Origin of the sequence: Leclercia sp. GLN_9 (assembly GCF_043105735.1) — a bacterium.
GTDB lineage: Bacteria > Pseudomonadota > Gammaproteobacteria > Enterobacterales > Enterobacteriaceae > Enterobacter > Enterobacter adecarboxylatus.
Genome location: NZ_JBICLV010000005.1, coordinates 269,665 through 294,923 on the forward strand (window position 1 = coordinate 269,665; position 25,259 = coordinate 294,923).

Annotated in this window: 18 protein-coding genes; 11 read left to right on the forward strand and 7 right to left on the reverse strand. The window is 57.7% G+C overall.

Annotated elements, in window-relative coordinates:
* Nucleotides 1–17 precede the first annotated feature (17 nt).
* The 7 genes from menD (at nucleotide 18) to ACF8PE_RS03705 (ending at nucleotide 7,787) form a co-directional block, all read left to right on the forward strand.
* A complete protein-coding gene (gene menD, locus ACF8PE_RS03675; RefSeq protein WP_392494607.1) occupies nucleotides 18–1,688 on the forward strand; it encodes a 2-succinyl-5-enolpyruvyl-6-hydroxy-3-cyclohexene-1-carboxylic-acid synthase in 1,671 nt (556 codons plus the stop codon).
* Nucleotides 1,685–2,461 (forward strand): 2-succinyl-6-hydroxy-2,4-cyclohexadiene-1-carboxylate synthase, encoded by a 777-nt coding sequence (gene menH, locus ACF8PE_RS03680; protein ID WP_392494608.1) that lies wholly within the window; start codon nucleotides 1,685–1,687, stop codon nucleotides 2,459–2,461. The genes menD and menH overlap by 4 nt, the downstream gene beginning before the upstream one ends.
* Nucleotides 2,458–3,315, forward strand: a complete 858-nt coding sequence (gene menB / locus ACF8PE_RS03685) for a 1,4-dihydroxy-2-naphthoyl-CoA synthase (protein WP_032612745.1) — start codon at nucleotides 2,458–2,460, stop codon at nucleotides 3,313–3,315. Before menH ends, menB begins: the two co-directional genes overlap by 4 nt.
* A complete protein-coding gene (menC, locus tag ACF8PE_RS03690) occupies nucleotides 3,315–4,280 on the forward strand; it encodes an o-succinylbenzoate synthase (RefSeq protein WP_392494609.1) in 966 nt (321 codons plus the stop codon). Before menB ends, menC begins: the two co-directional genes overlap by 1 nt.
* Nucleotides 4,277–5,638, forward strand: coding sequence for an o-succinylbenzoate--CoA ligase (gene menE, locus ACF8PE_RS03695; protein WP_392494610.1), 1,362 nt, complete (start codon nucleotides 4,277–4,279; stop codon nucleotides 5,636–5,638). The genes menC and menE overlap by 4 nt, the downstream gene beginning before the upstream one ends.
* A gap of 316 nt (nucleotides 5,639–5,954) precedes the next feature.
* Nucleotides 5,955–6,494 carry a YfaZ family outer membrane protein gene (locus tag ACF8PE_RS03700; RefSeq protein WP_032612739.1) on the forward strand — a complete coding sequence of 180 codons (540 nt, stop codon included), beginning with the start codon at nucleotides 5,955–5,957 and terminating at the stop codon, nucleotides 6,492–6,494.
* A 93-nt stretch (nucleotides 6,495–6,587) separates the two neighbouring features.
* Nucleotides 6,588–7,787 (forward strand): nicotinamide mononucleotide deamidase-related protein YfaY, encoded by a 1,200-nt coding sequence (locus tag ACF8PE_RS03705; RefSeq protein WP_059307483.1) that lies wholly within the window; start codon nucleotides 6,588–6,590, stop codon nucleotides 7,785–7,787.
* Nucleotides 7,788–7,819: 32 nt separating this feature from the next.
* Here the strand turns inward: ACF8PE_RS03705 and glpC are convergent, their stop codons facing one another.
* From glpC to glpA, 3 genes are read right to left on the reverse strand one after another with little or no spacing between them, the layout of a single operon-like run.
* Nucleotides 7,820–9,010: an anaerobic glycerol-3-phosphate dehydrogenase subunit GlpC gene (glpC, locus tag ACF8PE_RS03710; protein WP_392494611.1), complete on the reverse strand. Its 1,191-nt coding sequence runs from the start codon at nucleotides 9,008–9,010 to the stop codon at nucleotides 7,820–7,822.
* A complete protein-coding gene (gene glpB / locus ACF8PE_RS03715) occupies nucleotides 9,007–10,224 on the reverse strand; it encodes a glycerol-3-phosphate dehydrogenase subunit GlpB (protein WP_059307485.1) in 1,218 nt (405 codons plus the stop codon). The genes glpC and glpB overlap by 4 nt, the downstream gene beginning before the upstream one ends.
* Nucleotides 10,214–11,842 (reverse strand): anaerobic glycerol-3-phosphate dehydrogenase subunit A, encoded by a 1,629-nt coding sequence (gene glpA, locus ACF8PE_RS03720; protein WP_392494612.1) that lies wholly within the window; start codon nucleotides 11,840–11,842, stop codon nucleotides 10,214–10,216. The genes glpB and glpA overlap by 11 nt, the downstream gene beginning before the upstream one ends.
* A 251-nt stretch (nucleotides 11,843–12,093) precedes the next feature.
* Here glpA and glpT point away from each other — a divergent pair, with 251 nt between their 5' ends.
* Together glpT and glpQ are read left to right on the forward strand one after the other, a co-directional pair.
* Nucleotides 12,094–13,446: a glycerol-3-phosphate transporter gene (glpT, locus tag ACF8PE_RS03725; RefSeq protein ID WP_032612729.1), complete on the forward strand. Its 1,353-nt coding sequence runs from the start codon at nucleotides 12,094–12,096 to the stop codon at nucleotides 13,444–13,446.
* A gap of 11 nt (nucleotides 13,447–13,457) precedes the next feature.
* Entirely contained in the window at nucleotides 13,458–14,516 is a 1,059-nt protein-coding gene (glpQ, locus tag ACF8PE_RS03730) for a glycerophosphodiester phosphodiesterase (RefSeq protein ID WP_204231152.1), read from the forward strand.
* A 68-nt stretch (nucleotides 14,517–14,584) separates the two neighbouring features.
* On the opposite strand, the gene yfaE is transcribed toward glpQ, so the two are convergent.
* The 4 genes from yfaE to ubiG form a co-directional block, all read right to left on the reverse strand.
* A complete protein-coding gene (gene yfaE / locus ACF8PE_RS03735; protein ID WP_032612725.1) occupies nucleotides 14,585–14,839 on the reverse strand; it encodes a class I ribonucleotide reductase maintenance protein YfaE in 255 nt (84 codons plus the stop codon).
* Nucleotides 14,839–15,969 carry a class Ia ribonucleoside-diphosphate reductase subunit beta gene (nrdB, locus tag ACF8PE_RS03740; protein WP_032612723.1) on the reverse strand — a complete coding sequence of 377 codons (1,131 nt, stop codon included), beginning with the start codon at nucleotides 15,967–15,969 and terminating at the stop codon, nucleotides 14,839–14,841. Before nrdB ends, yfaE begins: the two co-directional genes overlap by 1 nt.
* Before the next feature lie 89 nt (nucleotides 15,970–16,058).
* Nucleotides 16,059–18,344, reverse strand: coding sequence for a class 1a ribonucleoside-diphosphate reductase subunit alpha (gene nrdA / locus ACF8PE_RS03745; RefSeq protein ID WP_032612721.1), 2,286 nt, complete (start codon nucleotides 18,342–18,344; stop codon nucleotides 16,059–16,061).
* A 333-nt stretch (nucleotides 18,345–18,677) separates the two neighbouring features.
* A complete protein-coding gene (gene ubiG, locus ACF8PE_RS03750; RefSeq protein ID WP_032612719.1) occupies nucleotides 18,678–19,406 on the reverse strand; it encodes a bifunctional 2-polyprenyl-6-hydroxyphenol methylase/3-demethylubiquinol 3-O-methyltransferase UbiG in 729 nt (242 codons plus the stop codon).
* Nucleotides 19,407–19,538: 132 nt separating this feature from the next.
* On the opposite strand from ubiG, the gene gyrA reads away from it, so the two are divergent.
* Nucleotides 19,539–22,175: a DNA topoisomerase (ATP-hydrolyzing) subunit A gene (gene gyrA, locus ACF8PE_RS03755; RefSeq protein WP_059307489.1), complete on the forward strand. Its 2,637-nt coding sequence runs from the start codon at nucleotides 19,539–19,541 to the stop codon at nucleotides 22,173–22,175.
* A gap of 145 nt (nucleotides 22,176–22,320) precedes the next feature.
* The gene (gene rcsC, locus ACF8PE_RS03760) at nucleotides 22,321–25,167 is read left to right on the forward strand and encodes a two-component system sensor histidine kinase RcsC (protein WP_117385277.1); all 2,847 of its coding nucleotides are present in this window, start codon (nucleotides 22,321–22,323) and stop codon (nucleotides 25,165–25,167) included.
* Nucleotides 25,168–25,259 lie beyond the last annotated feature (92 nt).

Below are 25,259 nucleotides of genomic sequence, written 5' to 3' on the forward strand. Positions count from 1 at the left end.
TGATACCGGACAATTCCATGTCAGTGAGTTCCTTTAACCGGCGCTGGGCGGCGGTGATCCTTGAAGCCCTGACCCGCCATGGCGTCAGGCACATTTGCATCGCACCCGGCTCGCGTTCAACGCCGTTGACCCTGGCTGCCGCAGAGAACCGTGCTTTTATTCATCACACCCATTTTGATGAACGCGGTCTTGGGCATCTGGCGCTGGGGCTGGCCAAAGCCAGTAATACCCCGGTGGCGGTTATTGTAACTTCCGGTACCGCGGTGGCTAACCTCTATCCGGCTCTGATTGAAGCCGGTCTGACCGGCGAAAAGCTGGTGCTGCTAACGGCGGATCGTCCCCCGGAGCTGATCGACTGTGGCGCAAACCAGGCCATTCGTCAGCCGGGTCTCTTCGCCTCACATCCCTCGGAAACGCTATCCCTGCCGCGTCCGACCCGGGATATTCCCGCCCGCTGGCTGGTCTCCACAGTGGATAACGCCATGGGCGCATTGCGCGCGGGGGCGCTGCACATTAACTGTCCGTTTGCCGAGCCGCTGTATGGCGAAATGGATGATACCGATCTTGCCTGGCACCAGGCGCTGGGTGACTGGTGGCAGAGCGATAAACCCTGGCTGCGCGCCCCCGCAGCGCTTTCAAGCCCTGAACAGCGCGACTGGTTCTTCTGGCGGCAAAAACGCGGCGTGGTGCTGGCGGGCAGAATGAGCGCGGCGGAAGGAAAAAAGGTGGCAGAGTGGGCGCAAACCCTGGGCTGGCCGCTGATTGGCGACGTACTCTCCCAGACCGGGCAGCCGCTGCCGTGTGCGGATCTGTGGCTGGGCAATGCGAAGGCCGTTACCGAACTGGAGCAGGCGCAGATTGTGGTCCAGCTGGGCGGCAGTCTGACGGGGAAACGGCTGCTGCAGTGGCAGGCAACCTGCACGCCGGAAGAGTACTGGCTGGTCGATCCGCGGGAAGGGCGGCTGGATCCGGCGCACCATCGCGGGCGTCGGCTGGTCTCGAATGTCGCCGACTGGCTGGAACTGCATCCGGCGGAAAAACGCGGCCCCTGGGCCACGGCGATCCCGGAACTCTCCCGCCAGGCCTGGCAGCTGACAGCGCAACACAGCGAGGCGTTTGGCGAGGCGCAGCTGGCGCACCGTATTCGCCACTATCTGCCCGAGCAGGGGCAGCTGTTTGTCGGCAACAGCCTGGTGGTGCGTCTGATTGATGCCTTTTCCCGCCTGCCGGCAGGCTATCCGGTGTTCAGTAACCGTGGCGCCAGCGGCATTGACGGGCTGATCTCCACCGCAGCCGGGGTCCAGCGTGCCAACGCACGCCCGACGCTGGCGATTGTTGGCGATCTGTCGGCGTTGTACGACCTGAACGCGCTGGCCTTGTTACGTCAGGCTTCGGCGCCCTTTGTGCTGCTGGTGATCAACAATAACGGCGGGCAGATTTTCTCCCTGCTGCCGACGCCGCAGAGTGAGCGTGAGCGCTTCTATCTGATGCCGCAAAACGTGCAGTTTGAACACGCGGCAGCCATGTTCAGCCTCCGCTATCAGCGCCCTACAAGCTGGGGGGAGCTGGAGAGCGCCCTGAATACGGCGTGGAGCAAACCTCGCGCCACGCTTATCGAAGTGGTGGTTAACGACAGCGATGGCGCGCAGATGCTGCAAAACCTGCTGGCGCAGGTAAGCCATCTATGATCCTGCAAGGCACGCACTGCACCGACGCGGCAGGAAAACCCTGGCTGGTTTTCCTGCACGGCTTTTCCGGCGATCGCCTTGAATGGCAGTTGCCCGAAGCGTGCCTGGAGGATTACCCCCGCTTATATCTTGATTTGCCGGGACACGGCGAATCGGCGCACGTTGCGGTGCACGATTTCAGCGACATGCATACATTGCTGAATCGCACTCTTCTTAGTTACAACATACTAACGTACTGGCTGGTGGGGTACTCCCTTGGCGGCCGCATTGCGATGTATCACGCCTGCCAGCGCCCTGATGGACTACAGGGATTGATTGTTGAAGGGGCGCATCCGGGGTTGCGTGATGATGACGAACGGGCAAGACGTCGCGCCTCTGATGCCCACTGGGCTGCGCGTTTTCGCCATGAACCCTTAGAGGCGGTGTTTGCAGACTGGTATCAACAGCCGGTCTTTGCCTCATTAACTGACGCGCAGCGTCGGGCGCTGGTAGCCCTGCGCAGCCGTAACAACGGCGCGACCCTGGCCGCCATGTTGCAGGCGACATCCCTGGCTGAACAACCCGATTTAAGGGCTGCGCTCGCTGAGTGCGCAGTTCCCTTTTTCTATCTGTATGGCGAGCGGGACGACAAGTTCAGGGCGATTGCCCGGGAGCTTCCCGCGATCGGCCATCAAATTTCCCATGCCGGACATAACGCCCATCGGGAAAATCCCGTTGCGGTGGCCGAGCGTCTGGCTCAGATACTCCGTTTATCCATAAAGGACACTCTATGATCTACCCTGATGAAAACATGCTCTACGCACCGGTGGAATGGCAGGACTGCTCCGAAGGTTACACCGACATTCGTTACCACAAATCGGCGGACGGGATCGCCAAAATCACCATCAACCGTCCCGAGGTGCGTAACGCGTTTCGTCCGGTCACCGTTAAAGAGATGATCCAGGCGCTGGCAGATGCCCGTTACGACGACAATATCGGCGTGATTGTCCTTACCGGGGAAGGCGAAAAAGCGTTCTGTGCCGGCGGCGATCAGAAAGTGCGCGGCGATTACGGCGGATACCAGGATGACTCTGGCGTGCACCACCTGAACGTGCTCGACTTCCAGCGCCAGATCCGCACCTGTCCAAAACCGGTTGTTGCGATGGTGGCTGGCTACTCCATCGGTGGCGGTCACGTGCTGCACATGATGTGCGACCTGACAATCGCGGCAGAAAATGCCATCTTCGGCCAGACCGGCCCGAAAGTCGGCTCCTTCGACGGCGGCTGGGGTGCCTCCTACATGGCCCGTATCGTGGGTCAGAAAAAAGCACGCGAGATCTGGTTCCTGTGCCGTCAGTACAATGCCCAGGAAGCGCTGGACATGGGGCTGGTTAACACCGTGGTGCCGATTGCCGATCTGGAAAAAGAGACCGTGCGCTGGTGTCGTGAAATGCTGCAAAACAGCCCGATGGCGCTACGCTGTCTGAAGGCGGCACTGAACGCCGACTGCGATGGTCAGGCCGGGCTGCAGGAGCTGGCGGGCAATGCCACCATGCTGTTCTACATGACCGAAGAGGGTCAGGAAGGGCGTAACGCGTTCAACGAGAAGCGCCAGCCAGACTTCAGCAAATACAAACGGAATCCGTAATGCGCAGCGTACAGATCTACCGCTGGCAGGTACCGATGGACGCGGGTGTGGTTCTGCGCGAACGGCGGTTAAAAACGCGCGACGGTCTGTTCGTTCATCTGCAGCAGGGCGATCGGCAAGGGTGGGGCGAAATCTCCCCCCTGCCGGGCTTCAGCCGCGAGTCGCTGGAGGAGGCGGACGCCTCGCTGCGGGCCTGGTGCCTGGCCTGGCGCGACGGCGCAGATCCGCAGTTGCCCGGTCTGCCTGCGGTGGATTTTGGCATCAGCTGTGCGCTGGCCGAACTGGACGGTACGCTGCCGCAGAAAGCCGATTATCGCGCAGCCCCGCTCTGTACCGGGGATCCTGACGAACTCTTTGCCGTGCTCGCCGCCATGCCGGGCGAAAAAGTGGCGAAGATCAAGGTGGGGCTATACGAAGCGGTGCGCGACGGCATGGTGGCGAATCTGCTGCTGGAGGCCATCCCGGATCTGCGTCTGCGCCTTGATGCCAACCGTGCCTGGACTCCATTGAAAGCGCAGCAGTTTGCGAAGTACGTTAACCCGGCGTATCGGGATCGCATCGCCTTTCTGGAGGAACCCTGTAAAACGCGCGCGGATTCGCTGGCGTTTGCCCGGGAGACAGGGATTGCCATCGCCTGGGATGAAAGCCTGCGCGAGGATGATTTTGCGTTTGTCGCCGAGCCGGGTGTCAGCGCCGTGGTGATCAAACCGACCCTCACCGGCAGCCTGGAGAAAGTGCGCCAGCAGGTCTCTGCGGCACAGGCGGCAGGCCTGACGGCGGTGATAAGCTCCTCCATTGAATCCAGTCTTGGGCTGACACAGCTGGCCCGTATCGCAGCCTGGCTGACGCCAGACACGGTCCCCGGCCTGGACACGCTAAACCTGATGCAAGCTCAGCTTATCCGCTCATGGCCTGACAGTACGCTGCCGCAACTCGACGTCGAGGCGCTGGAGCCGCTGCTATGAGTTTTTCCGACTGGCCGTGGCGGCACTGGTGCGCGCGGCAGGCTGATAAACCTGCGCTACGCCTGAACGAAGAGACGCTCACCTGGCAACAGCTGTGCGATCGTGTAGATCGCCTGGCGACGGGTTTTCATCGTCAGGGCGTACAGGAAGGTGACGGCGTGATGCTGCTCGCCCACAATCATCCGCACACCCTGCTGGCGTGGCTGGCGCTGCTTCAGTGCGGGGCGCGCATTCTGCCCGTTAACCCTCAGCTGCCGCGTCCGCTGCTGGATGTCTTATTGCCGCAAATGACCCTGCGTTTTGCGCTGGTGTTAACCGGCGTGTTCGACGGGCTGCCTGGGCTGGCTTTACGCGATGACAGGGGGCATTACAGCGTTGCATGGCAACCAGAGCGTCTGGCCTCCATGACGCTCACTTCCGGCTCGACCGGGTTACCTAAAGCGGCGGTACATACCTGTTCGGCCCACCTTGCCAGCGCGCAGGGTGTGCTGGCCCTCATGCCGTTTAGCGGCGACGATGATTGGCTGCTTTCGCTGCCGCTTTTTCATGTCTCCGGGCAGGGCATTTTATGGCGCTGGCTGCAAGCAGGTGCTCGCCTGACCGTGCGTGAGAAACAGCCGCTGGAGCAGGCATTGCAGGGCTGTACTCACGCCTCGCTGGTGCCAACCCAACTGTGGCGCCTGATCAATGGTGAGCATCGCGTCGCCCTGAAAGCCGTCCTTCTCGGCGGGGCGGCCATTCCTGTGGCGCTGACGGAGAAGGCACGCGAGCAGGGCATTCGGACCTTCTGTGGTTACGGTCTGACTGAATTTGCCTCCACAGTCTGCGCCAAAGAGGCGGACGGAGAACCAGATGTCGGTTTCCCTTTGCCGGGGCGAGAGATACAGGTCGTCGAGGGAGAAGTCTGGATCAAGGCACGCAGTATGGCGGCGGGTTACTGGCGAGACGGCGCATTGCTCCCGCTGACCAATGCGCAGGGCTGGTTCGCCACCCGCGATCGCGGTGCGTTGTGCGACGGTCGGCTGACCATCCTGGGTCGGATGGATAATCTCTTTTTCAGCGGCGGGGAGGGGATCCAGCCGGAAGAGCTGGAGCGGGTGATCGGCACCCATCCTCAGGTAAACCAGGTGTATGTGGTTCCCTTCGATGATGTCGAGTTTGGTCAACGGCCGGTGGCGGTCGTCGAGTGCGAAGCGGGAACGGATATCGCCCAGCTACCGCACTGGGTGAGCGATAAGCTGGCGCGCTTTCAGAAGCCGGTACACTGGCTTATGCTCCCGGCTGAACTGAAAAATGGCGGAATTAAAATCGCCCGCCGCGCCCTTCAACAGTGGGTTCATCAGTCGTTACGAGGTTGAATTGCGACTCTTCGCGGTGATCGGCTGCGGGTAAAGGGCAGGGCGCAGGCATTCATCCTGCGATAAAAACGGGAGCCCAGGCTCCCGTTTCGTTTTCAACGTCGCTGCCATTCAACGCATCCGTGCCGTTAAACTGACGTCGCTGGCATCCTCAGGGTAACGCTTTTTCCGAATTTAACATTGTTAAAACCTGTAAGTATCAACTCGTTACAATCTAATTTTTTTATTATCTCGCCGCAGCGTTGATCGCAGGCCGACTCACGTTAAAATCTCGCGGTTTTGAATAATTCTAATCACATTGCGCGGGATCACGACAATGAAAAAAGTGGCATTACTGGGCTTAGGCCTGATGTTTGCGTCAGCAGCGGCAAACGCAATCTCTTTTAACGGCTCGGCGGGTAAGGACTATACCCACCTGGGCTTTGGCCTTGGCACCGAGACGTCCGGTCTGGCGATGACCGGTGGCTGGACCCATAACGACGATGATGGCGATGCCGCCAGCCTCGGTCTCGGTCTGAACGTTCCTCTCGGTCCATTCCTGGCCACTGTCGGCGGAAAAGGGATCTACACCAACCCAAACAACGGCGACGAAGGTTACGCCGCGGCGGTGGGCGGCGGTCTGCAGTGGAAGATTGGCGACAGCTTCGGCCTGTTTGGCGAGTACTATTACTCTCCAGACTCGCTCTCCAGCGGCATCAACAGCTATAAAGAAGCCAACGCCGGTGCGCGCTGGACCATCATGCGTCCAATCACTATTGAAGCCGGTTATCGTTATCTGAACCTGGCCGGTAAAGACGGCAATCGCGATAACGCTCTGGCCGATGGCCCATATGTTGGCGTGAGCGCGGGCTTCTAATCTATTTCGGCGCAGTGCTCTGCTGCGCCAGTTTCTCTTTTCACCCATCACCATTGCGCTATAGTGTTTTGACCATAGAAGTGGGAGAACACAATGATTAACGTGGAAATGTTATCCACTGGCGACGAAGTGCTGCATGGGCAAATTATTGATACCAATGCGGCCTGGCTTGCCGATTTATTCTTTGAGCAGGGATTACCACTCACGCGCCGCAATACGGTGGGCGACAATCTTGAGTCACTGGTGAACATTCTGCGCGAGCGCAGCGAACAGGCTGACGTGCTGATTGTGAACGGCGGACTCGGCCCGACCAGCGACGATCTCAGCGCTCTGGCCGCCGCGACAGCGAAAGGCGAAGGGCTGGTGATGCATGAAGAGTGGCTGGCACAGATGGAGCGCTTTTTCTCCGATCGTGGCCGCGTCATGGCCCCGAGCAACCGCAAACAGGCTGAGATCCCCGCCAGTGCCGAACTGGTTGATAACCCGGTTGGCACCGCCTGCGGGTTTGCCATTCAACTCAACCGCTGCCTGATGTTCTTCACGCCGGGCGTGCCGTCTGAATTCAAAGTGATGGTTGAGCAGCAGATCCTGCCGCGCCTTCGTCAGCGTTTTACCCTGCCGGAGCCGCCTCTGTGTCTGCGCCTGACCACTTTTGGCCGCTCTGAAAGCGATCTGGCCCAGAGCCTGGATCACCTGCAACTCCCGCCGGGCGTGTCGATGGGCTATCGCTCCTCGATGCCGATTATCGAGCTTAAGCTCACCGGCCCGGCAACAGAGAAAGCCGCCATGCTGGCGCTGTGGCCGGAAGTGCAGCGTGTCGCGGGTGAAAGCCTGATTTTTGAGGGGACCGAAGGGCTGCCAGCGCAGATCGCCCGTGAGTTGCAGTCCCGCCAGTTGAGCGTGACCCTGAGCGAGCAGTTTACCGGTGGATTGCTGGCATTACAGCTTTCACGCGCCAGCGCGCCGCTGCTGGCCAGTGAAGTGGTGCCGTTCCAGCAGGAAACCCTGGCGCAGACCGCTCGCTGGGCATCAGAACGCAGAGTGAAACATTTTGCCGGACTGGCGCTGGCTATCGGTGGCGTGGATGACGAGCACCTTAACTTTGCGCTGGCGACGCCGGAAGGCACACACGCGCTGCGGGTGAAAATGAGTGTCACCCGTCACAGTGTGGCGGTGCGTCAGGAGGTGTGCGCCATGATGGCGCTCAACATGCTGCGCCGCTGGCTGAACGGGAAAGAGGTCGCCAGCGAACACGGCTGGATCAACGTTGTTGAGTCGGTGTTTGTCGAGTGATGAATCTGCCGGGGCGGACACCCCGGCAACCTCTAGCCCAGCGCCTTTGCCAGTAAGGTAATGGGATGCTCGCAACGTTTGCGGGTGGACATTTCAATCTGCCATTTGCAGGTTTCGCAGTCCGTCACCACGATATCTGCGCCGCTCTCTTCAATCTGACGGAACAGCGGCGCGCCAATCGCCTGCGAGGTGGGGTAGTTTTCTCGCTTAAACCCGTAGGTGCCCGCGATGCCGCAGCAGCGCGAATCCAGCACCGTCAACGTCAGCCCCGGTATCAGCCGTAGCAATTCCAGCGTATACAGCGACCAGCCCATTTTTTCCATATGACAGGGCGTGTGATAAACCACGTTCAATGGCAATGGTTTCAGTGGCAGGGTCTGTCCACTGTCCAGCTTGCGCCACAGGAAGCGAGTCGCCAGTTCAATATGGTCGCGCAGGTCGGTGTTCTCCACATCCAGAAGATGCGGATATTCATCCCGCAGCGTGAAGGTGCAGGTAGACGACGTGGCGAGCACCGGGATCCCTTTTCCGACAATGGCTTCGCGCAAGGCGGCGACATTGCTGATCGCCTGCTTGCGCGCTTTATCCGTGAAGCCGTTGGCAATTAGCGGCACACCGCAACACTTCTCTTTATTCAGTAGCTGTACGCCAGTGCCCATCGCATTCAGGACGTTGAGCAGATCTTTTGCCAACTGAGGGTGATTGTAATTCACGTAGCAGCCGTGGAAGAAAGCCACCTGATCGCTAAACTGCGCCTGTTCCGCCGCCACGGATTTGTACCAGCCGCGAAACGTCCCCTGAGAATATTTCGGCAGACTGCGACGGTGGTCGATTTTCAGGGTGGCATCCAGCAGCTTGCGTACCGGTTTCAGCGAGGTCGCAGCGTTCACCAGCGGGGCGAACGGCGTTGAAACAGTGCCCATCAGGTCGGTATGGCTGAGGATGGCATCACGCAACGTCGGTTTTTGGGTGCTATAACGCGCGCGGGCACGCTGAATGATATCGCCGATTTTGACATCTGACGGGCAAGCCACTTCGCAGCGCTTGCAGTTGATGCAGTATTTCAGTGCTTCATCGTACAGCGCGCCGTCCTTCAGGCGCAGGCGCTCCCCGTCTGGACCGGCCTGCTTCGGCCCCGGGTATTGCGGGTTTACGCCGCTGACCGGGCAGACCGTGGTGCAGACCGTGCATTTAATGCAGCTTTCAAAGCGGGTGTCGTTCATTGTTCGGCCTCCATGCTGTGGATAATCTGCCCGGCGACATGCAGTGCCGTTATCGCGCATACGCCGCCGCCGCAACCCTGGGCAATAGGATCGTAGCCGCCCAGAATCGAGCCGATGGCGTAGAGATTTTCAACGGGTGTACCGGAGAGTTGAGGACGCAGACGTTCATCGACGATCACCCCGAACTGTTGCCAGGGCTGCGGCGTGAAGAAATCACTCTGGTACCAGTCTGCACGCGAGGCGCTTTGACGAACATCCAGCCCGAGGATGGCCTCGCGGATGCCGTCCCGGCTGCTCAACAAGCCGTTGCTGAAGAAACTGCCGCTGGCGAGCACCGTATGGCGGGCGCGCAACGGAATATCGCCGTGGTTACGGGTCCAGATTTCGCTTACCGCGCCCTGCGCCAGCGTGATTTTTTTGACCTCGTCGCCTGCCATCCATACGCCACCCTGGGCAATAAATTGCCGCTGGAGCTGGTTATGCAGACGAATGCCCGGCACCGAAGGGGGAAGCGTCGGCAGTAAACCCAAAGAGCAGGGCAAGCGATCGGACAGCCAGTGCCAGAGGCGATTGTCCGTTAAGCCGAAACAGGCCGGCATAAACAGAGCATCGCAGGTTTCGCCGAGCGGCCGGAGTGCCTCATACAGTTGCGGCCATTTATCTTCATGATCCAGCAGGCGGGCAATATTCACCGCACGAAACTCGCTGGGGTTGTCACGCAGTACGTCGAGTTCAGGAAGGTCGATCTCAGCGGCATCGACGTTAATCCCCCGCTGGCTCAGCGAGGCGGCGGCCAGGTGCGGCTGGAAATCAAGAAAACCGCTGATCCCGACCACCAGCACACGCTTCGCGTCGAAGGGGGCGACGGGAACCTCTTCCGGGCTGAGCCAGGCAGATCGCAGGGTGCCAAGTGGGGTCACACGCTGATGATTTTGCTGCGCGTTGCCCTGTAAGCCCGCGCCGCTGCGTGCCAGCAGCGTTTCCGCTTCCCTGGCGTAGCGTATAACGTTTTCGACGCCCGTAAGGCGGTACGGGTGCGCTGGAGGCAAATCGTCAAAGGCCATCGGCCCTAACAGATCCAGCGAGCCGGACGAGAAATGCAGCGCGCTCTGGCCCCGGGTAACGATGGCGCAGCGAAGCCCGTGCGTCGTGAGTTTGATGCCGCAGAGCAAACCCGCCAGGCCACCGCCGACAATCAGGGTATCAAATTTCATCCTGCGACTCCTTCTCCAGACCACAAAGCCCCTGGTAGACCCAGCGGGTAAACTCGCTTTCACGCAGGGCATCGCCCCAGGCGACAGGCTGAATGCCTTTCCAGCGCTCGTTTAAAAATTCACTCAACTGGCTCAGTGACTGGCCTGAGGTAGTGACATGAAAGCGCTGTAACAGCCCTGCTGCCCGGCAGGCGCACAGTTCACCCTGACAGGTTCCCATGCCGACGCGGGTACGGCGGCGCAAGTCCAGCAGATTGTTCACCGTCAGGTTCTCCACGGCGTATTGAACCTCCCCGGCGGTCACCGCCTCACACTCGCACACCAGGCTGCGGCTAAGCCGCCCTCCGCCAATCCATGCGGGTGTTCTGTCACCGTGACGATAGAGGGCAGAGCCGCGCAGCGGGGCGGGGAGCGAGATGATTTTTTGCAGGGTTTTTTCGGTTGCTTCACGCGAGCCGGGCAGAGGCTTTTCCGCCGTGACGCACGTTTTGGTGTTGCCCAGTTTCCGGCACACGGCATCGGTGGTCCATTGCGCCATCAGGCGATAGGTCATCAGCTTGCCGCCGGTAATGGTGATAAAGCCCTCCATCCCGTCACGTTCGGCGTGATCGAGCAGCACAATGCCGCGGCTAACGTTACGTCCACTCGGATCGTCATCGCTGGCCACCAGCGGGCGAACGCCGGCATACGCCCGCAGAATACGGGTTTGTGCCATGACAGGTGCCAGTTTTTCACCTTCACGCAGCAGGATATCCACCTCGTCAGCCGTCACCCGGTTGGCGTCAATTTCGCTGTAGTCAACGTGGGTTGAGGTGGTGCCAATCAATGAAATGGTATCCCCCGGCACCAGGATATCGGCATCAGAGGGTTTACGGCAGCGGTTAATGACGTGGTTGTTGATGCGGTGATCGAGGATCAGCAGGGAACCTTTTGCCGGAAACATACGAACGGAGAGGTCGGCATATTCCGCGATGCGCTGACCCCAGATCCCCGCCGCGTTCACCACGACGGCGGCAAACAGGTCGCTGTGCTCTTTGTATTGCGTATCAAATACCCGCACGCCGCGAACGGTGTTGCCTTCGCGGATTAGCCCGGTGACCTCATGCCCGGTCAGGATACGCGCGCCGTGCTCGCGGGCGTCCAGCATATTGGCGGCCGTCAGCCGGAAGGGATCCACCGTGCCGTCCGGGACCGTAACTGCGCCGATCAGGGCAGGGTTTACGGCGGGTTCTATACGGCGGGCCTGCGCAGGGTCAATCGCTTCAGCAGCGATCCCGGCTGCGGTACAGGCGGAAATAAAGGTTTGTTGAAACGAAAGATCATCTTCAGGCAGCGTGATAAACAGACCATTGGTTGGTTCAACGCAGTGACGGGCGATGCGCCTGAGGATCTGGTTTTCAGCAATACACTCCCGTGCGGATTCCGCATCCGTGACCGCATAGCGCGCGCCGCTGTGGAGCAGGCCGTGATTACGCCCGGTTGCCCCTGTCGCGATATCATGGCGTTCAAGAAGTGTAACGCTTAAGCCCCGCAGCGCACAGTCCCGGGCAATCCCCGCCCCGGTTGCGCCACCGCCGATGATTATCACATCGCTGTAACGAGGATCCTGAAGTGTCATCGTCTTTCCTCTATGTTCGTTTTTCTATCATTTAGCCACATGAAAGTTGTGGTTTGTTTGATTTCGAACATAAACGCGCCTGATACGAAAATGAAACGCCATTCCATGCGTCTTTATGCGCATTCTGTCATATTTCTGTAACAATCTGTGCGTTGATTCACAGTAACAATCGCTGTGATTTCTTAACATCCCCGCCTCTGGAATCAGGTGCGAGCCACCTGCTCACTTTCTCTAAGGCCACGGAGGCTGTCATGCTCAGTATCTTTAAACCTGCGCCGCATCAGGCGCGTCTGCCAGAGGCAGAAATAGATCCGCTTTATCGCCGCCTGCGCTGGCAAATCTTCCTGGGGATTTTCTTCGGGTATGCGGCTTATTACCTGGTGCGTAAGAACTTTGCGCTTGCCATGCCCTATCTGGTGGAGCAGGGCTTTTCGCGCGGCGATCTGGGGTTCGCGTTGTCCGGGATCTCAATCGCTTACGGTTTTTCCAAGTTCATCATGGGGTCAGTGTCGGATCGTTCGAATCCGCGCGTGTTCCTGCCTGCCGGGCTGATTCTGGCGGCAGCGGTGATGCTCTTTATGGGCTTCGTTCCCTGGGCGACCTCCAGTATTGCGGTCATGTTTGTGCTGCTGTTCCTCTGCGGCTGGTTCCAGGGGATGGGCTGGCCGCCGTGTGGACGCACCATGGTGCACTGGTGGTCGCAGAAAGAGCGTGGCGGCATCGTGTCGGTGTGGAACTGCGCGCATAACGTCGGCGGCGGTATTCCACCTCTGCTGTTCCTGCTCGGTATGGCCTGGTTCAACGACTGGAAAGCGGCGCTCTATATGCCCGCCTTTGGCGCCATCGTGGTGGCGATTATCGCTTTTGCCCTGATGCGTGATACGCCGCAGTCCTGTGGCCTGCCGCCGATCGAAGAGTACAAAAACGACTATCCCGATGATTACAGCGAGCAGCACGAAGAAGAGCTGTCGGCAAAACAGATCTTCATGAAATATGTGCTGCCAAACAAACTGCTGTGGTACATCGCGGTGGCAAACGTGTTTGTTTATCTGCTGCGCTACGGCATTCTGGACTGGTCGCCAACCTATCTGAAAGAGGTGAAGCACTTCGCGCTGGATAAATCTTCCTGGGCCTACTTCCTGTATGAGTATGCGGGGATCCCGGGCACGCTTCTATGCGGCTGGATGTCGGACAAAGTCTTCCGGGGCAACCGTGGTGCGACGGGCGTCTTCTTTATGACTCTGGTGACCATTGCGACCATCGTTTACTGGCTCAACCCGCCGGGTAATCCATCCGTAGACATGGCGTGCATGATTGTCATCGGCTTCCTGATCTATGGCCCGGTAATGCTGATTGGCCTGCACGCCCTGGAGCTGGCACCGAAAAAAGCGGCAGGGACAGCGGCGGGCTTTACCGGTCTGTTTGGCTATCTGGGCGGTTCGGTCGCGGCCAGCGCCATTGTTGGCTATACCGTTGACTTCTTCGGCTGGGACGGCGGCTTTATGGTGATGATTGGCGGGAGCGTCCTGGCGGTACTGCTGCTGATTGTGGTCATGATCGGGGAAAAACGTCACCACGCTGAAGTGCTGGCACGTCGTCAATAAGGAGAGGGGCTTTGAAACTGACTCAATTAGCGACTGGCCTGCTGCTGGCGGGGCTGATGACCGGCTCCGCGCTGGCGGCCGATAAAATTGTTATCGCCCACCGTGGCGCGAGCGGTTATTTGCCGGAGCACACGCTTCCGGCAAAAGCGATGGCCTATGCACAGGGCGCTGACTATCTGGAGCAGGATCTGGTGATGACGAAGGACGACCAACTGGTTGTCCTGCATGATCATTATCTGGATCGCGTGACCGATGTGGCGGAACGTTTCCCGGACCGCGCCCGTAAAGATGGCCGTTATTACGCCATCGACTTTACGCTGGCGGAAATCCGTTCGCTGAAATTTACCGAAGGTTTTGAGATCGAAAACGGCAAGAAGGTGCAGGTCTATACGGGACGTTTCCCGATGGGCAAATCTGACTTCCGCATTCACACTTTCGAAGAGGAAATAGAGTTTGTTCAGGGGCTGAACCACTCCACCGGTAAAAACATCGGTATCTACCCGGAAATCAAAGCGCCGTGGTTCCACCATCAGGAAGGCAAAGATATTGCGGCGAAAACGCTGGCAGTGCTAAAGGAGTACGGCTACACCCGCAAAGAGGACAAGGTTTATCTCCAGTGTTTTGATGCCGCTGAACTGAAGCGCATCAAAACCGAGCTGGAGCCGAAGATGGGGATGGACCTCAATCTGGTGCAACTGATTGCCTATACCGACTGGAATGAAACCCAGGAGAAACAGCCTGACGGCAAGTGGATCAACTACAGCTACGACTGGATGTTTAAACCGGGAGCAATGCAGCAAATTGCGCAGTACGCGGACGGTATTGGGCCGGATTACCACATGCTGGTGGCGGACGGCTCAACGCCGGGTCACGTTAAGCTGACGGCGATGGTAAAAGACGCCCATGCCAGCAAGCTGCAGGTGCACCCGTACACGGTGCGTGCAGACCAGTTGCCGGACTATGCGACGGACGTGAATCAGCTTTACGACGTGCTGTATAACCAGGCGGGTGTGGACGGGTTGTTTACCGACTTCCCGGATAAGGCGGTCGAGTTTATTCAGCGGAAGTAGATTTGGTTGGTCGGGTAAGACGAAGACATCACCTTAACCCTCTCCCACGGGAGAGGGGATAAGGGCGCTTACATTTCGATTTCGATATCCCCTTTTGCCCGGCAGCAGCAGGGCAAAATTTCCCCTTCGTTAATGAAGGCCAGCGGCTCGGTGATCCAGTCGACCTGGCCTATCACCAGACGGCAGCGGCAGGAGCCGCAGTAACCTTCACGGCACTGGTATTCAACTTCAATCTGGTGAGATTCCAGCGCAACGAGCAGGGAAGGGTGCTCTTCCTGGCACAGGAGCTCTGTGCCAGAAAGACGAAGCGTCACGCGGCTCATCAGAGCTGGAAATCGCTCAAATCGTCAGTGTTGACTTCGGAGTCAATCTGACCGACGAGGTAGGAACTCACTTCCACTTCCTGCGGCGCCACCTGCACGTTATCGGAAACCAGCCAGGTGTTGATCCACGGGATCGGGTTGGAGCGGGTCTGGAACGGCAGATCGAGACCAACCGCCTGCATACGGATGTTGGTGATGTACTCCACGTACTGGCAGAGAATATCTTTGTTCAGGCCGATCATAGAGCCGCCCTGGAACAGGTATTCCGCCCACTCTTTCTCCTGCTGTGCCGCCTGAACAAACAGGTCGTAACTTTCCTGTTTGCACTCTTCAGCAATTTCGGCCATCTCGGGATCGTCCACGCCGCTGCGCAGCAGGTTCAGCATATGCTGGGTGCCGGTCAGGTGCAGGGCTTCATCGCGGGCGATCAGGCGGATGATTTTGGCGTTGCCTTCCATCAACTCGCGTTCTGCGAAGGCGAAGGAGCAGGCAAAACTGACGTAGAAGCGGATCGCTTCCAGCGCGTTCACGCTCATCAGGCACAGGTAGAGCTTTTTCTTCAGCTCACGCAGATTCACGGTCACGGTTTTGCCGTTCACGGTGTGCGTGCCTTCACCCAGCAGATGCCAATAGCTGGTCATCTCGATCAGGTCGTCATAGAAGTGAGAAATGCCTTCGGCGCGCTTCAGGATCTGATCGTTGGTGACGATATCATCAAACACAATCGCCGGATCGTTGACGATGTTACGAATGATATGGGTATAAGAGCGGGAGTGGATCGTCTCGGAGAACGCCCAGGTCTCAACCCAGGTTTCCAGCTCCGGGATAGAGATCAGCGGCAGCAGCGCCACGTTCGGGCTACGGCCCTGGATGGAGTCCAGCAGCGTCTGATACTTCAGGTTGCTGAGGAAAATATGCTTTTCATGTTCCGGCAGAGCCTGGAAATCGATACGGTCGCGGGAAACGTCAACCTCTTCCGGGCGCCAGAAGAAGGAGAGTTGCTTTTCAATCAGCTTTTCGAAGATGTCATATTTTTGCTGATCGTAGCGTGCCACGTTGACCGGCTGGCCGAAGAACATCGGCTCTTTGAGCTGGTCGTTTTTCGTCTGTGAAAAGGTGGTGTATGCCATGAGTGTGTCCTGTTGAGATTGTACTGCCCGGCGGGCCGGGCCTACAAAAACGTAGGCCGGGTAAGCGTTACGCTACCCGGCAAAATTACTTAGATCTTACATGCGCCGCTTTCGCAGCCATCATCCTGAATGGACGGGACCAGATCGTCCTGCGCATCTTCCGCACCGTCACGGGTGTTTTGATAGTACAGGGTTTTCACGCCAAATTTATAGGCGGTAAGCAGGTCTTTCAGCAGCTGCTGCATCGGTACTTTCCCTGACGGGAAGCGTGACGGATCGTAGTTGGTGTTCGCAGAGATCGACTGGTCGATAAACTTCTGCATGATGCCCACCAGTTGCAGGTAGCCGTCGTTGTTTGGCATTTCCCACAGCAGCTCGTAGTTGTTTTTCAGCAGCTCGTAGTCTGGCACCACCTGGCGCAGGATCCCGTCTTTCGACGCTTTGATGCTCACGTGACCGCGCGGCGGCTCGATGCCGTTGGTGGCGTTGGAGATCTGCGAGGAGGTCTCGGACGGCATCAGGGCAGAGAGCGTAGAGTTACGCAGGCCGTGGGTTTTAATCGACTCGCGCAGGCCTTCCCAGTCGAGGTGCAGCGGCTCGCTGACGATCCCGTCCAGATCTTTCTTGTAGGTGTCGATCGGCAGAATGCCTTTAGCGTAGGTGGTTTCGTTGAACCACGGGCAGGCGCCTTGTTCGATGGCCAGTTCGTTAGAAGCTTTCAGCAGGTAGTACTGAATGGCTTCGAAGGTCTGGTGCGTCAGGTTATTGGCGCTGCCGTCGGAGTAACGTTTGCCGTTTTTCGCCAGCCAGTAAGCGTAGTTGATCACGCCAATACCGAGAGTACGACGACCCATTGCCCCGCGTTTTGCCGCCGGGATTGGGTAATCCTGGTAGTCCAGCAGGGCATCCAGCGCGCGAACCGCCAGCACTGCCAGCTCTTCAAGCTCGTCCAGGCTATTAATCGCACCCAGGTTGAACGCAGAGAGCGTACACAGGGCGATCTCGCCGTTTTCGTCGTTCACATCTTCCAGCGGTTTGGTCGGCAGGGCGATCTCCAGGCACAGGTTAGACTGGCGCACTGGTGCAACGACCGGATCGAACGGGCTGTGGGTGTTGCAGTGGTCAACGTTCTGGATGTAGATACGGCCCGTGGAAGCACGTTCCTGCATCATCAGGGAGAACAGTTCAACCGCTTTCACACGCTGCTTACGGATGCTGTCGTCGTTTTCATACTGAACGTACAGACGCTCGAACTCATCCTGATCGGCAAAGAAGGCGTCGTACAGGCCCGGGACGTCGGATGGGCTGAACAGGGTGATGTCGCCGCCTTTCAGCAGACGGGTGTACATCAGCTTGTTGATCTGAACGCCGTAATCCATGTGACGTACGCGGTTACCTTCCACGCCACGGTTGTTTTTCAGTACCAGCAGGCTTTCGACTTCCAGATGCCACATCGGGTAGAACAGGGTGGCTGCGCCACCGCGTACGCCGCCCTGAGAGCAGGATTTCACCGCAGTCTGGAAGTGTTTGTAGAACGGAATACAGCCGGTGTGGAACGCTTCACCGCCGCGAATCGGGCTGCCCAGCGCACGGATGCGACCGGCGTTAATCCCGATACCGGCGCGTTGGGAAACGTATTTCACAATGGCGCTGGAGGTGGCGTTAATGGAGTCCAGGCTATCGCCACACTCGATCAGTACGCAGGAGCTGAACTGACGGGTAGGGGTGCGCACGCCGGACATGATCGGCGTCGGCAGAGAAATCTTGAAGGTGGAAACCGCATCGTAGAAACGCTTCACGTATTCCAGACGGGTAGCACGCGGATAGTTAGAGAACAGGCAGGCGGCCACCAGAATGTAGAGGAACTGGGCGCTCTCGTAGATTTCGCCGGTCACACGGTTCTGGACCAGGTATTTCCCTTCCAGCTGCTTCACCGCGGCGTAGGAGAAGTTCATATCACGCCAGTGATCGATAAACCCGTCCATCTGCTTGAACTCTTCTTCCGTGTAGTCTTCCAGCAGATGCGTGTCGTATTTGCCCAGCTCTACCATCTTCACCACATGATCGAACAACGCTGGCGGCTCAAACTGGCCGTAGGCTTTTTTACGCAGGTGGAAAATGGCCAGACGGGCTGCGAGGTACTGATAATCCGGTGCTTCACGGGAGATCAGATCCGCCGCGGCTTTGATAATGGTTTCGTGGATATCAGACGTTTTGATGCCGTCATAGAACTGGATATGGGAGCGCAGTTCCACCTGAGAAATGGATACGTTATTCAGTCCTTCTGCTGCCCAGTCGAGAACACGATGGATTTTGTCCAGATTGATACGCTCGGTAGCACCGTCGCGCTTTGTCACCAGCAGACTCTGATTCATGTGGGTTTTTACCTGTCCGTGAAAAAAGAAAATATCCCCCGCTTATCCACAGACCTCTGTGGATAAATACTACATATAGGGGTTTTACGATAAGGATAACGCAAGATGGTGAGTATTCTAGTAAGGATTCTTTTCAGTACAAGAGTTGATTTTGAGGTTAAATTGAGGTTGTGAAAGAGTAAAAAAGCGTAAGTCCTCGTACCGTAAGGCCTGGACGTGATGTCAATAATGTAGAAAAAAAAATGAAAAATTGATCGACTGCTGATTTCTTCAACGGGTGGTCAAAAATGCGCAACAAACTGCTGCGCATTCTTAGAAAAAGAGTAGATAACCTTAGTCTTTTTTGGCGGTGGTATGGAGCATGTAGTTAACGTCCACGCCTGGCGCCAGTTTGAACTTGTCGGTCAGAGGATTGTAGTGCAGACCGGTCATGTGCTGCTCTTTCAGGGAGGTGCCATCGACCCAGCTCAACAACTCTGCCGGTTTGATGAATTTTTTCACATCGTGGGTGCCTTTTGGCACCATCCGCAGCACGTATTCTGCGCCGACCACGGCCATCAGCCACGCCTTGCCGTTGCGGTTGATGGTGGAGAAGAACACCTGGCCGCCCGGTTTAACGAGTTTTGCGCAGGCGTTCACCACCGATTGCGGGTCGGGCACGTGCTCCAGCATCTCCATGCAGGTGACGACGTCATACTGTTGGGCAAACTTCGCGGCGTGTTCTTCAACCGTTTCCTGCACGTACTCCACCTGAATACCGCTTTCCAGCGCATGCAGTCGCGCCACCTGTAGCGGCTCGAAGCCCATATCCAGCCCGGTCACGGTAGCGCCTTCGCGCGCCATACTCTCTGCCAGGATACCGCCGCCGCAGCCTACATCGAGCACCTTTTTACCGAACAGGCCGCCGGAGCGTTCCGCGATATAGCCCAGACGCAGGGGGTTAATGCGGTGCAGGGGTTTAAACTCACCTTCAAGATCCCACCAGCGCGAGGCGACGGCTTCGAATTTGGCGATCTCTTCATGGTCAACGTTGGGAGCCACCGGGGATTTTTCCGCATTCATGGACGCTTTTACTCCGTAATTTAAAGACGAGGAAGTATATCAGGATAACAAAGCAAATTAGTTTAAACCTAAGCGGGTGTGTTATAATTTCCGACCTTTGAATCCGGGATACAGTAGAGGGATAGCGGTTAGATGAGCGACCTTGCGAGAGAAATTACACCGGTTAACATCGAGGAAGAGCTGAAGAGCTCCTATCTGGATTATGCGATGTCGGTCATTGTTGGCCGTGCGCTGCCGGATGTCCGCGATGGACTTAAGCCGGTACACCGTCGCGTACTATACGCCATGAACGTATTGGGCAATGACTGGAATAAAGCCTACAAAAAATCTGCCCGTGTCGTTGGTGACGTAATCGGTAAATATCACCCGCATGGTGATACCGCCGTGTACGACACCATCGTCCGTATGGCGCAGCCATTCTCCTTGCGTTACATGCTGGTAGATGGTCAGGGTAACTTTGGTTCGGTCGATGGTGACTCCGCGGCGGCGATGCGTTATACGGAAATCCGTATGTCGAAAATCGCCCACGAGCTGATGGCCGACCTGGAAAAAGAGACCGTTGATTTCGTCGATAACTACGACGGCACCGAGCGCATTCCCGATGTGATGCCAACCAAGATCCCTAACCTGCTGGTAAACGGTGCGTCCGGTATCGCAGTAGGTATGGCGACTAACATTCCGCCGCACAACATCACGGAAGTGATCAACGGTTGCCTGGCCTATATCGACGATGAAGACATCAGCATTGAAGGGCTGATGGAACACATCCCCGGCCCGGACTTCCCGACCGCCGCCATCATTAATGGCCGTCGCGGCATTGAAGAAGCGTACCGTACCGGTCGCGGCAAGATCTATATTCGTGCCCGCGCAGAAGTCGAAGCCGACGCCAAAACCGGCCGTGAGACCATCATCGTCCACGAAATACCGTATCAGGTGAACAAAGCGCGCCTGATCGAGAAGATTGCCGAGCTGGTTAAAGAGAAACGCATTGAAGGTATCAGCGCGCTGCGTGATGAGTCTGACAAAGACGGCATGCGTATCGTGATTGAAATCAAACGTGACGCGGTAGGGGAAGTGGTACTGAACAACCTCTACTCCCTGACTCAGCTTCAGGTCTCCTTCGGGATCAACATGGTTGCGCTGCACCATGGTCAGCCGAAGATCATGAACCTGAAAGACATTCTGAGCGCGTTCGTGCGTCACCGCCGTGAAGTGGTGACTCGCCGTACCATTTTCGAACTGCGTAAAGCCCGCGATCGTGCGCACATCCTTGAAGCGCTGGCCGTTGCGCTGGCGAACATCGATCCGATCATCGAGTTAATTCGCCGTGCGCCAACCCCTGCGGAAGCGAAAGCGGCGTTAGTGGCTCAGCCATGGGCGCTGGGTAATGTCTCAGCAATGCTGGAACGTGCGGGCGATGACGCTGCGCGTCCAGAGTGGCTGGAACCCGAGTTCGGCGTGCGTGATGGCCAGTACTATCTGACCGAGCAGCAGGCTCAGGCGATTCTGGATCTGCGTCTGCAGAAACTGACCGGCCTTGAGCACGAAAAATTGCTCGACGAGTACAAAGAGCTGCTGGAACAGATTGCCGAGCTGCTGCATATCCTCGGCAGCGCCGATCGTCTGATGGAAGTGATCCGCGAAGAGCTGGCGCTGGTTCGCGATCAGTTCGGCGATGAGCGTCGCACTGAAATCACGGCCAATACCGCTGATATCAACATCGAAGACCTGATCAACCAGGAAGACGTTGTTGTGACCCTGTCTCACCAGGGCTACGTGAAGTACCAGCCGTTAACCGACTACGAAGCACAGCGTCGTGGCGGTAAGGGCAAGTCAGCGGCACGTATTAAAGAAGAAGACTTTATCGACCGCCTGCTGGTGGCCAACACCCATGACACCATCCTCTGCTTCTCAAGCCGTGGCCGTCTGTACTGGATGAAGGTCTATCAGCTGCCGGAAGCGAGCCGTGGCGCACGTGGACGTCCAATCGTCAACCTGCTGCCGCTGGAGCAGAACGAGCGTATCACCGCCATTCTGCCGGTTCGCGAGTACGCAGAAGGCGTGAACGTCTTTATGGCAACCGCCAGCGGTACGGTGAAGAAGACCGCCCTGACCGAGTTCAGCCGTCCACGTTCTGCCGGTATTATCGCCGTCAACCTGAACGAAGGCGACGAACTGATTGGTGTGGATCTGACCTCCGGTTCCGACGAAGTGATGCTGTTCTCTGCCGCCGGTAAAGTGGTGCGCTTCAAAGAGAGCGCAGTGCGCGCCATGGGTCGTACAGCGACCGGTGTTCGCGGCATCAAACTGGCGGGCGAAGACAGCGTTGTCTCCCTGATTGTTCCGCGTGGCGAAGGCGCAATCCTGACCGTCACGCAGAACGGCTACGGTAAACGTACCGCCCAGGACGAGTATCCAACCAAGTCCCGCGGCACCCAGGGCGTTATCTCGATCAAAGTGACCGAGCGTAACGGCTCCGTGGTTGGCGCGGTTCAGGTTGATGATACCGACCAGATCATGATGATCACCGATGCCGGTACGCTGGTGCGTACTCGCGTGTCCGAGATCAGCGTGGTAGGCCGTAACACCCAGGGCGTGATCCTCATCCGTACCGCGGAAGATGAGAACGTGGTGGGTCTGCAGCGCGTCGCTGAGCCAGTGGATGACGAAGAGCTCGACTCCATCGACGGCAGCGTAGCAGAAGGTGACGATGAGATCGCACCGGAAGCGGATACTGACGACGATGCAGCGGATGACGCTGAAGAGTAATGTCTCCTGACGATAAAGGGCCGGTCTCCGGCCCTTTTCTTTTGCCGGTACACGCAATTGCAGACAACCGAACATTGCGACTATGCGCGTTTACCGCTACCTTAAAGCCCATTCCTTTTGACCCTGATGGCGGAGCCTCGCCCCCTTGAAATACCTCGTCTCCTTTCGAACCACGCTGAAAGTTTCTCGCTATCTGTTCCGGGCGCTGGCGCTCCTGATTTGGGTGTTGATCGCCCTGTTTTCGGTGTTTTACATCGTCAATGCGCTGCACCAGAAGGAGTCGGAGATCCGCCAGGAGTTCAACCTTAGCTACGAACAGTCCCAGCGCTACATTCAGCGCACCGCAGACGTCATGAAGGAACTCAAGTACATCGCGGAGAACCGGCTGACGGCAGAAAACGGCGTACTGGCCACCCGCGGACGCGACAGTAAAACCGAGGTGCCCAACTTTGAGCCGCTGTTCCCCGATTCTGACTGTTCTGTTATGGGGCCGGCATGGCGGGGTTCGCTGGCGTCGCTGGCCTGGTTTATGCGCTACTGGCGCGATAACTTCTCGGCAGCGTACGATCTGAACCGGGTCTTTCTGATTGGCAGCGAAAATCTCTGTATGGCCAATTTTGGCCTGCGTGACGTACCGGTCGATCGCGAGAACGCCCTGAAAAGCCTGCGCGAACGGATCACCAAATACCGCAACGCACCACAGGATGAGCGCGGCAACAACCTGTTCTGGATAGGCCAGGGGCCGCGTCCAGGGGTAGGGTACTTCTATGCCATGACGCCGGTCTATCTGGCAAACCGCCTGCAGGCGATGCTCGGCACTGAACAGACTATCCGCATGGAGAACTTTTTCACCCCCGGCAATCTGCCGATGGGCGTAACCATTCTCGATGAAAATGGCCACAGCCTTATCTCGCTGGCGGGGCCAGAAACACGTCTCAAGGTTGACCCTCGCTGGATGCAGGAGCGTTCATGGTTTGGCTATACCTCCGGTTTCCGCGATCTGGTACTGAAAAAGAGCCTGCCGCCATCGTCCCTGAGCATCGTCTATTCCGTTCCGGTGGATCTGGTCCTGGAACGTATCCGCATGCTGATCCTCAACTCGGTGCTACTCAACGTGCTGGTGGGGATTGCGCTGTTTACCCTGGCGCGGATGTACGAGCGCAAAATATTTATCCCGGCGGAGATCGATGCTCAGCGCCTCGAGGAGCATGAGCAGTTCAACCGCAAGATTGTCGCCTCTGCGCCGGTGGGGATCTGTATTCTGCGCACCCTGGATGGGACTAACATCCTCAGTAACGAGCTGGCGCATAACTATCTCAATATGCTGACCCACGAGGATCGGCAGCGGCTGACGCAGATTATCTGCGGACAGCAGGTCAACTTTGTCGACGTGCTCACCAGCAACAACACCAATTTGCAGATTAGCTTTGTGCACTCGCGCTATCGCAACGAGAACGTCGCCATCTGCGTGCTGGTGGATGTCTCCGCACGCGTCAAAATGGAAGAGTCGTTGCAGGACATGGCCCAGTCGGCTGAACAGGCCAGCCAGTCGAAATCGATGTTCCTTGCGACGGTCAGCCACGAGCTGCGTACCCCGCTGTACGGTATTATTGGTAACCTCGATCTGCTGCAGACCAAAGAGCTGCCCCGGGGCGTAGACCGTCTGGTGACGGCGATGAATAACTCCTCCAGCCTGCTGTTGAAAATCATCAGCGATATTCTCGACTTCTCCAAAATTGAGTCCGAGCAGCTGAAAATTGAGCCGCGCGAATTCTCACCGCGCGAGGTGATGAACCATATCAGTGCCAACTACCTGCCGCTGGTGGTACGTAAGCAGTTGGGGCTGTACTGCTTTATTGAGCCGGACGTGCCGGTATCGCTGCAGGGCGATCCGATGCGCCTGCAGCAGGTGATCTCCAACCTGCTCAGCAACGCCATTAAGTTTACCGACATGGGCTGCATTGTGATGCATGTCTCCAGGGCAGGGGACTATCTGAGCATTCGCGTACGCGACACCGGGGTCGGTATTCCGGCCAAAGAGGTGGTCAAACTCTTCGATCCGTTCTTCCAGGTAGGGACCGGGGTTCAGCGCAACTTCCAGGGCACCGGTCTGGGGCTGGCGATCTGTGAAAAACTGATCAGCATGATGGACGGCGATATCTCGGTGGATACCGAACCCGGTATGGGTAGCCAGTTCACCATTCGCATTCCGCTGTATGCCGCGCAGTCTCCGGCCAACGGGCTGGTAGAGGGATTAAGTGATAAACGCTGTTGGTTAGCGGTCAATAATGCCTCGCTGTATGCCTATCTGGAATCCCTGCTGACGACACACGGTATTCGCGTGGCACGCTACACAGGCCAAACGCCGGATGCGGAAGACATGCTCATCACCGACGATGAACTGACGCAGCCGTGGCAGGGTAAAGCGGCGGTGATCTTCTGCCGTCGCCATATTGGCATTGCCCAGGAGCGTGCCCACGGTGAATGGGTGAACAGCGTGGCCTCGCCGCACGAACTGATTGCGCTGCTGGCGCGGATCTACCGTGTGGAGATGGAGACAGCCGACGGCACGACGGCGCTACCGTCACCGGAATCGGTGCAGTCGATGAATGAAGACATGATGATCCTGGTGGTGGATGACCATCCGATTAACCGCCGCCTGCTGGCTGACCAGCTTGGCTCGCTGGGCTATCAGTGCAAGACCGCGAACGATGGTGTGGATGCGCTGAATGTGCTGAGTAAAAACCATATCGACATCGTCCTGAGCGACGTGAACATGCCGAACATGGATGGCTATCGCCTGACCCAACGCATTCGCCAGCTGGGGCTGACGCTGCCGGTGGTGGGCGTCACCGCTAACGCCCTGGCGGAAGAGAAACAGCGCTGTCTGGAGTCGGGGATGGACAGCTGTCTTTCCAAGCCGGTAACGCTGGACGTGCTGAAACAGACGCTGTCGGTGTACGCGGAGCGGGTGAGGAAGACGCGAGTATAAAAAAAGCCCACTTGTGGTAATGCCAGGCAGTTAAGCCCGGCGGATTGTTCCGTTCACCTCATGTTCAGCAGAACATGGCATTACACAACCCG

Excerpts from the sequence above, each read along its gene's own strand:
- menD (WP_392494607.1), top strand. The coding sequence starts at position 18 with ATGTCAGTGAGTTCCTTTAACCGGCGCTGGGCGGCGGTGATCCTTGAA.
- menH (WP_392494608.1), top strand. The coding sequence starts at position 1,685 with ATGATCCTGCAAGGCACGCACTGCACCGACGCGGCAGGAAAACCCTGG.
- menB (WP_032612745.1), top strand. The coding sequence starts at position 2,458 with ATGATCTACCCTGATGAAAACATGCTCTACGCACCGGTGGAATGGCAG.
- menC (WP_392494609.1), top strand. The coding sequence starts at position 3,315 with ATGCGCAGCGTACAGATCTACCGCTGGCAGGTACCGATGGACGCGGGT.
- menE (WP_392494610.1), top strand. The coding sequence starts at position 4,277 with ATGAGTTTTTCCGACTGGCCGTGGCGGCACTGGTGCGCGCGGCAGGCT.
- ACF8PE_RS03700 (WP_032612739.1), top strand. The coding sequence starts at position 5,955 with ATGAAAAAAGTGGCATTACTGGGCTTAGGCCTGATGTTTGCGTCAGCA.
- ACF8PE_RS03705 (WP_059307483.1), top strand. The coding sequence starts at position 6,588 with ATGATTAACGTGGAAATGTTATCCACTGGCGACGAAGTGCTGCATGGG.
- glpC (WP_392494611.1), bottom strand. The coding sequence starts at position 9,010 with ATGAACGACACCCGCTTTGAAAGCTGCATTAAATGCACGGTCTGCACC.
- glpB (WP_059307485.1), bottom strand. The coding sequence starts at position 10,224 with ATGAAATTTGATACCCTGATTGTCGGCGGTGGCCTGGCGGGTTTGCTC.
- glpA (WP_392494612.1), bottom strand. The coding sequence starts at position 11,842 with ATGACACTTCAGGATCCTCGTTACAGCGATGTGATAATCATCGGCGGT.
- glpT (WP_032612729.1), top strand. The coding sequence starts at position 12,094 with ATGCTCAGTATCTTTAAACCTGCGCCGCATCAGGCGCGTCTGCCAGAG.
- yfaE (WP_032612725.1), bottom strand. The coding sequence starts at position 14,839 with ATGAGCCGCGTGACGCTTCGTCTTTCTGGCACAGAGCTCCTGTGCCAG.
- nrdB (WP_032612723.1), bottom strand. The coding sequence starts at position 15,969 with ATGGCATACACCACCTTTTCACAGACGAAAAACGACCAGCTCAAAGAG.
- nrdA (WP_032612721.1), bottom strand. The coding sequence starts at position 18,344 with ATGAATCAGAGTCTGCTGGTGACAAAGCGCGACGGTGCTACCGAGCGT.
- ubiG (WP_032612719.1), bottom strand. The coding sequence starts at position 19,406 with ATGAATGCGGAAAAATCCCCGGTGGCTCCCAACGTTGACCATGAAGAG.
- gyrA (WP_059307489.1), top strand. The coding sequence starts at position 19,539 with ATGAGCGACCTTGCGAGAGAAATTACACCGGTTAACATCGAGGAAGAG.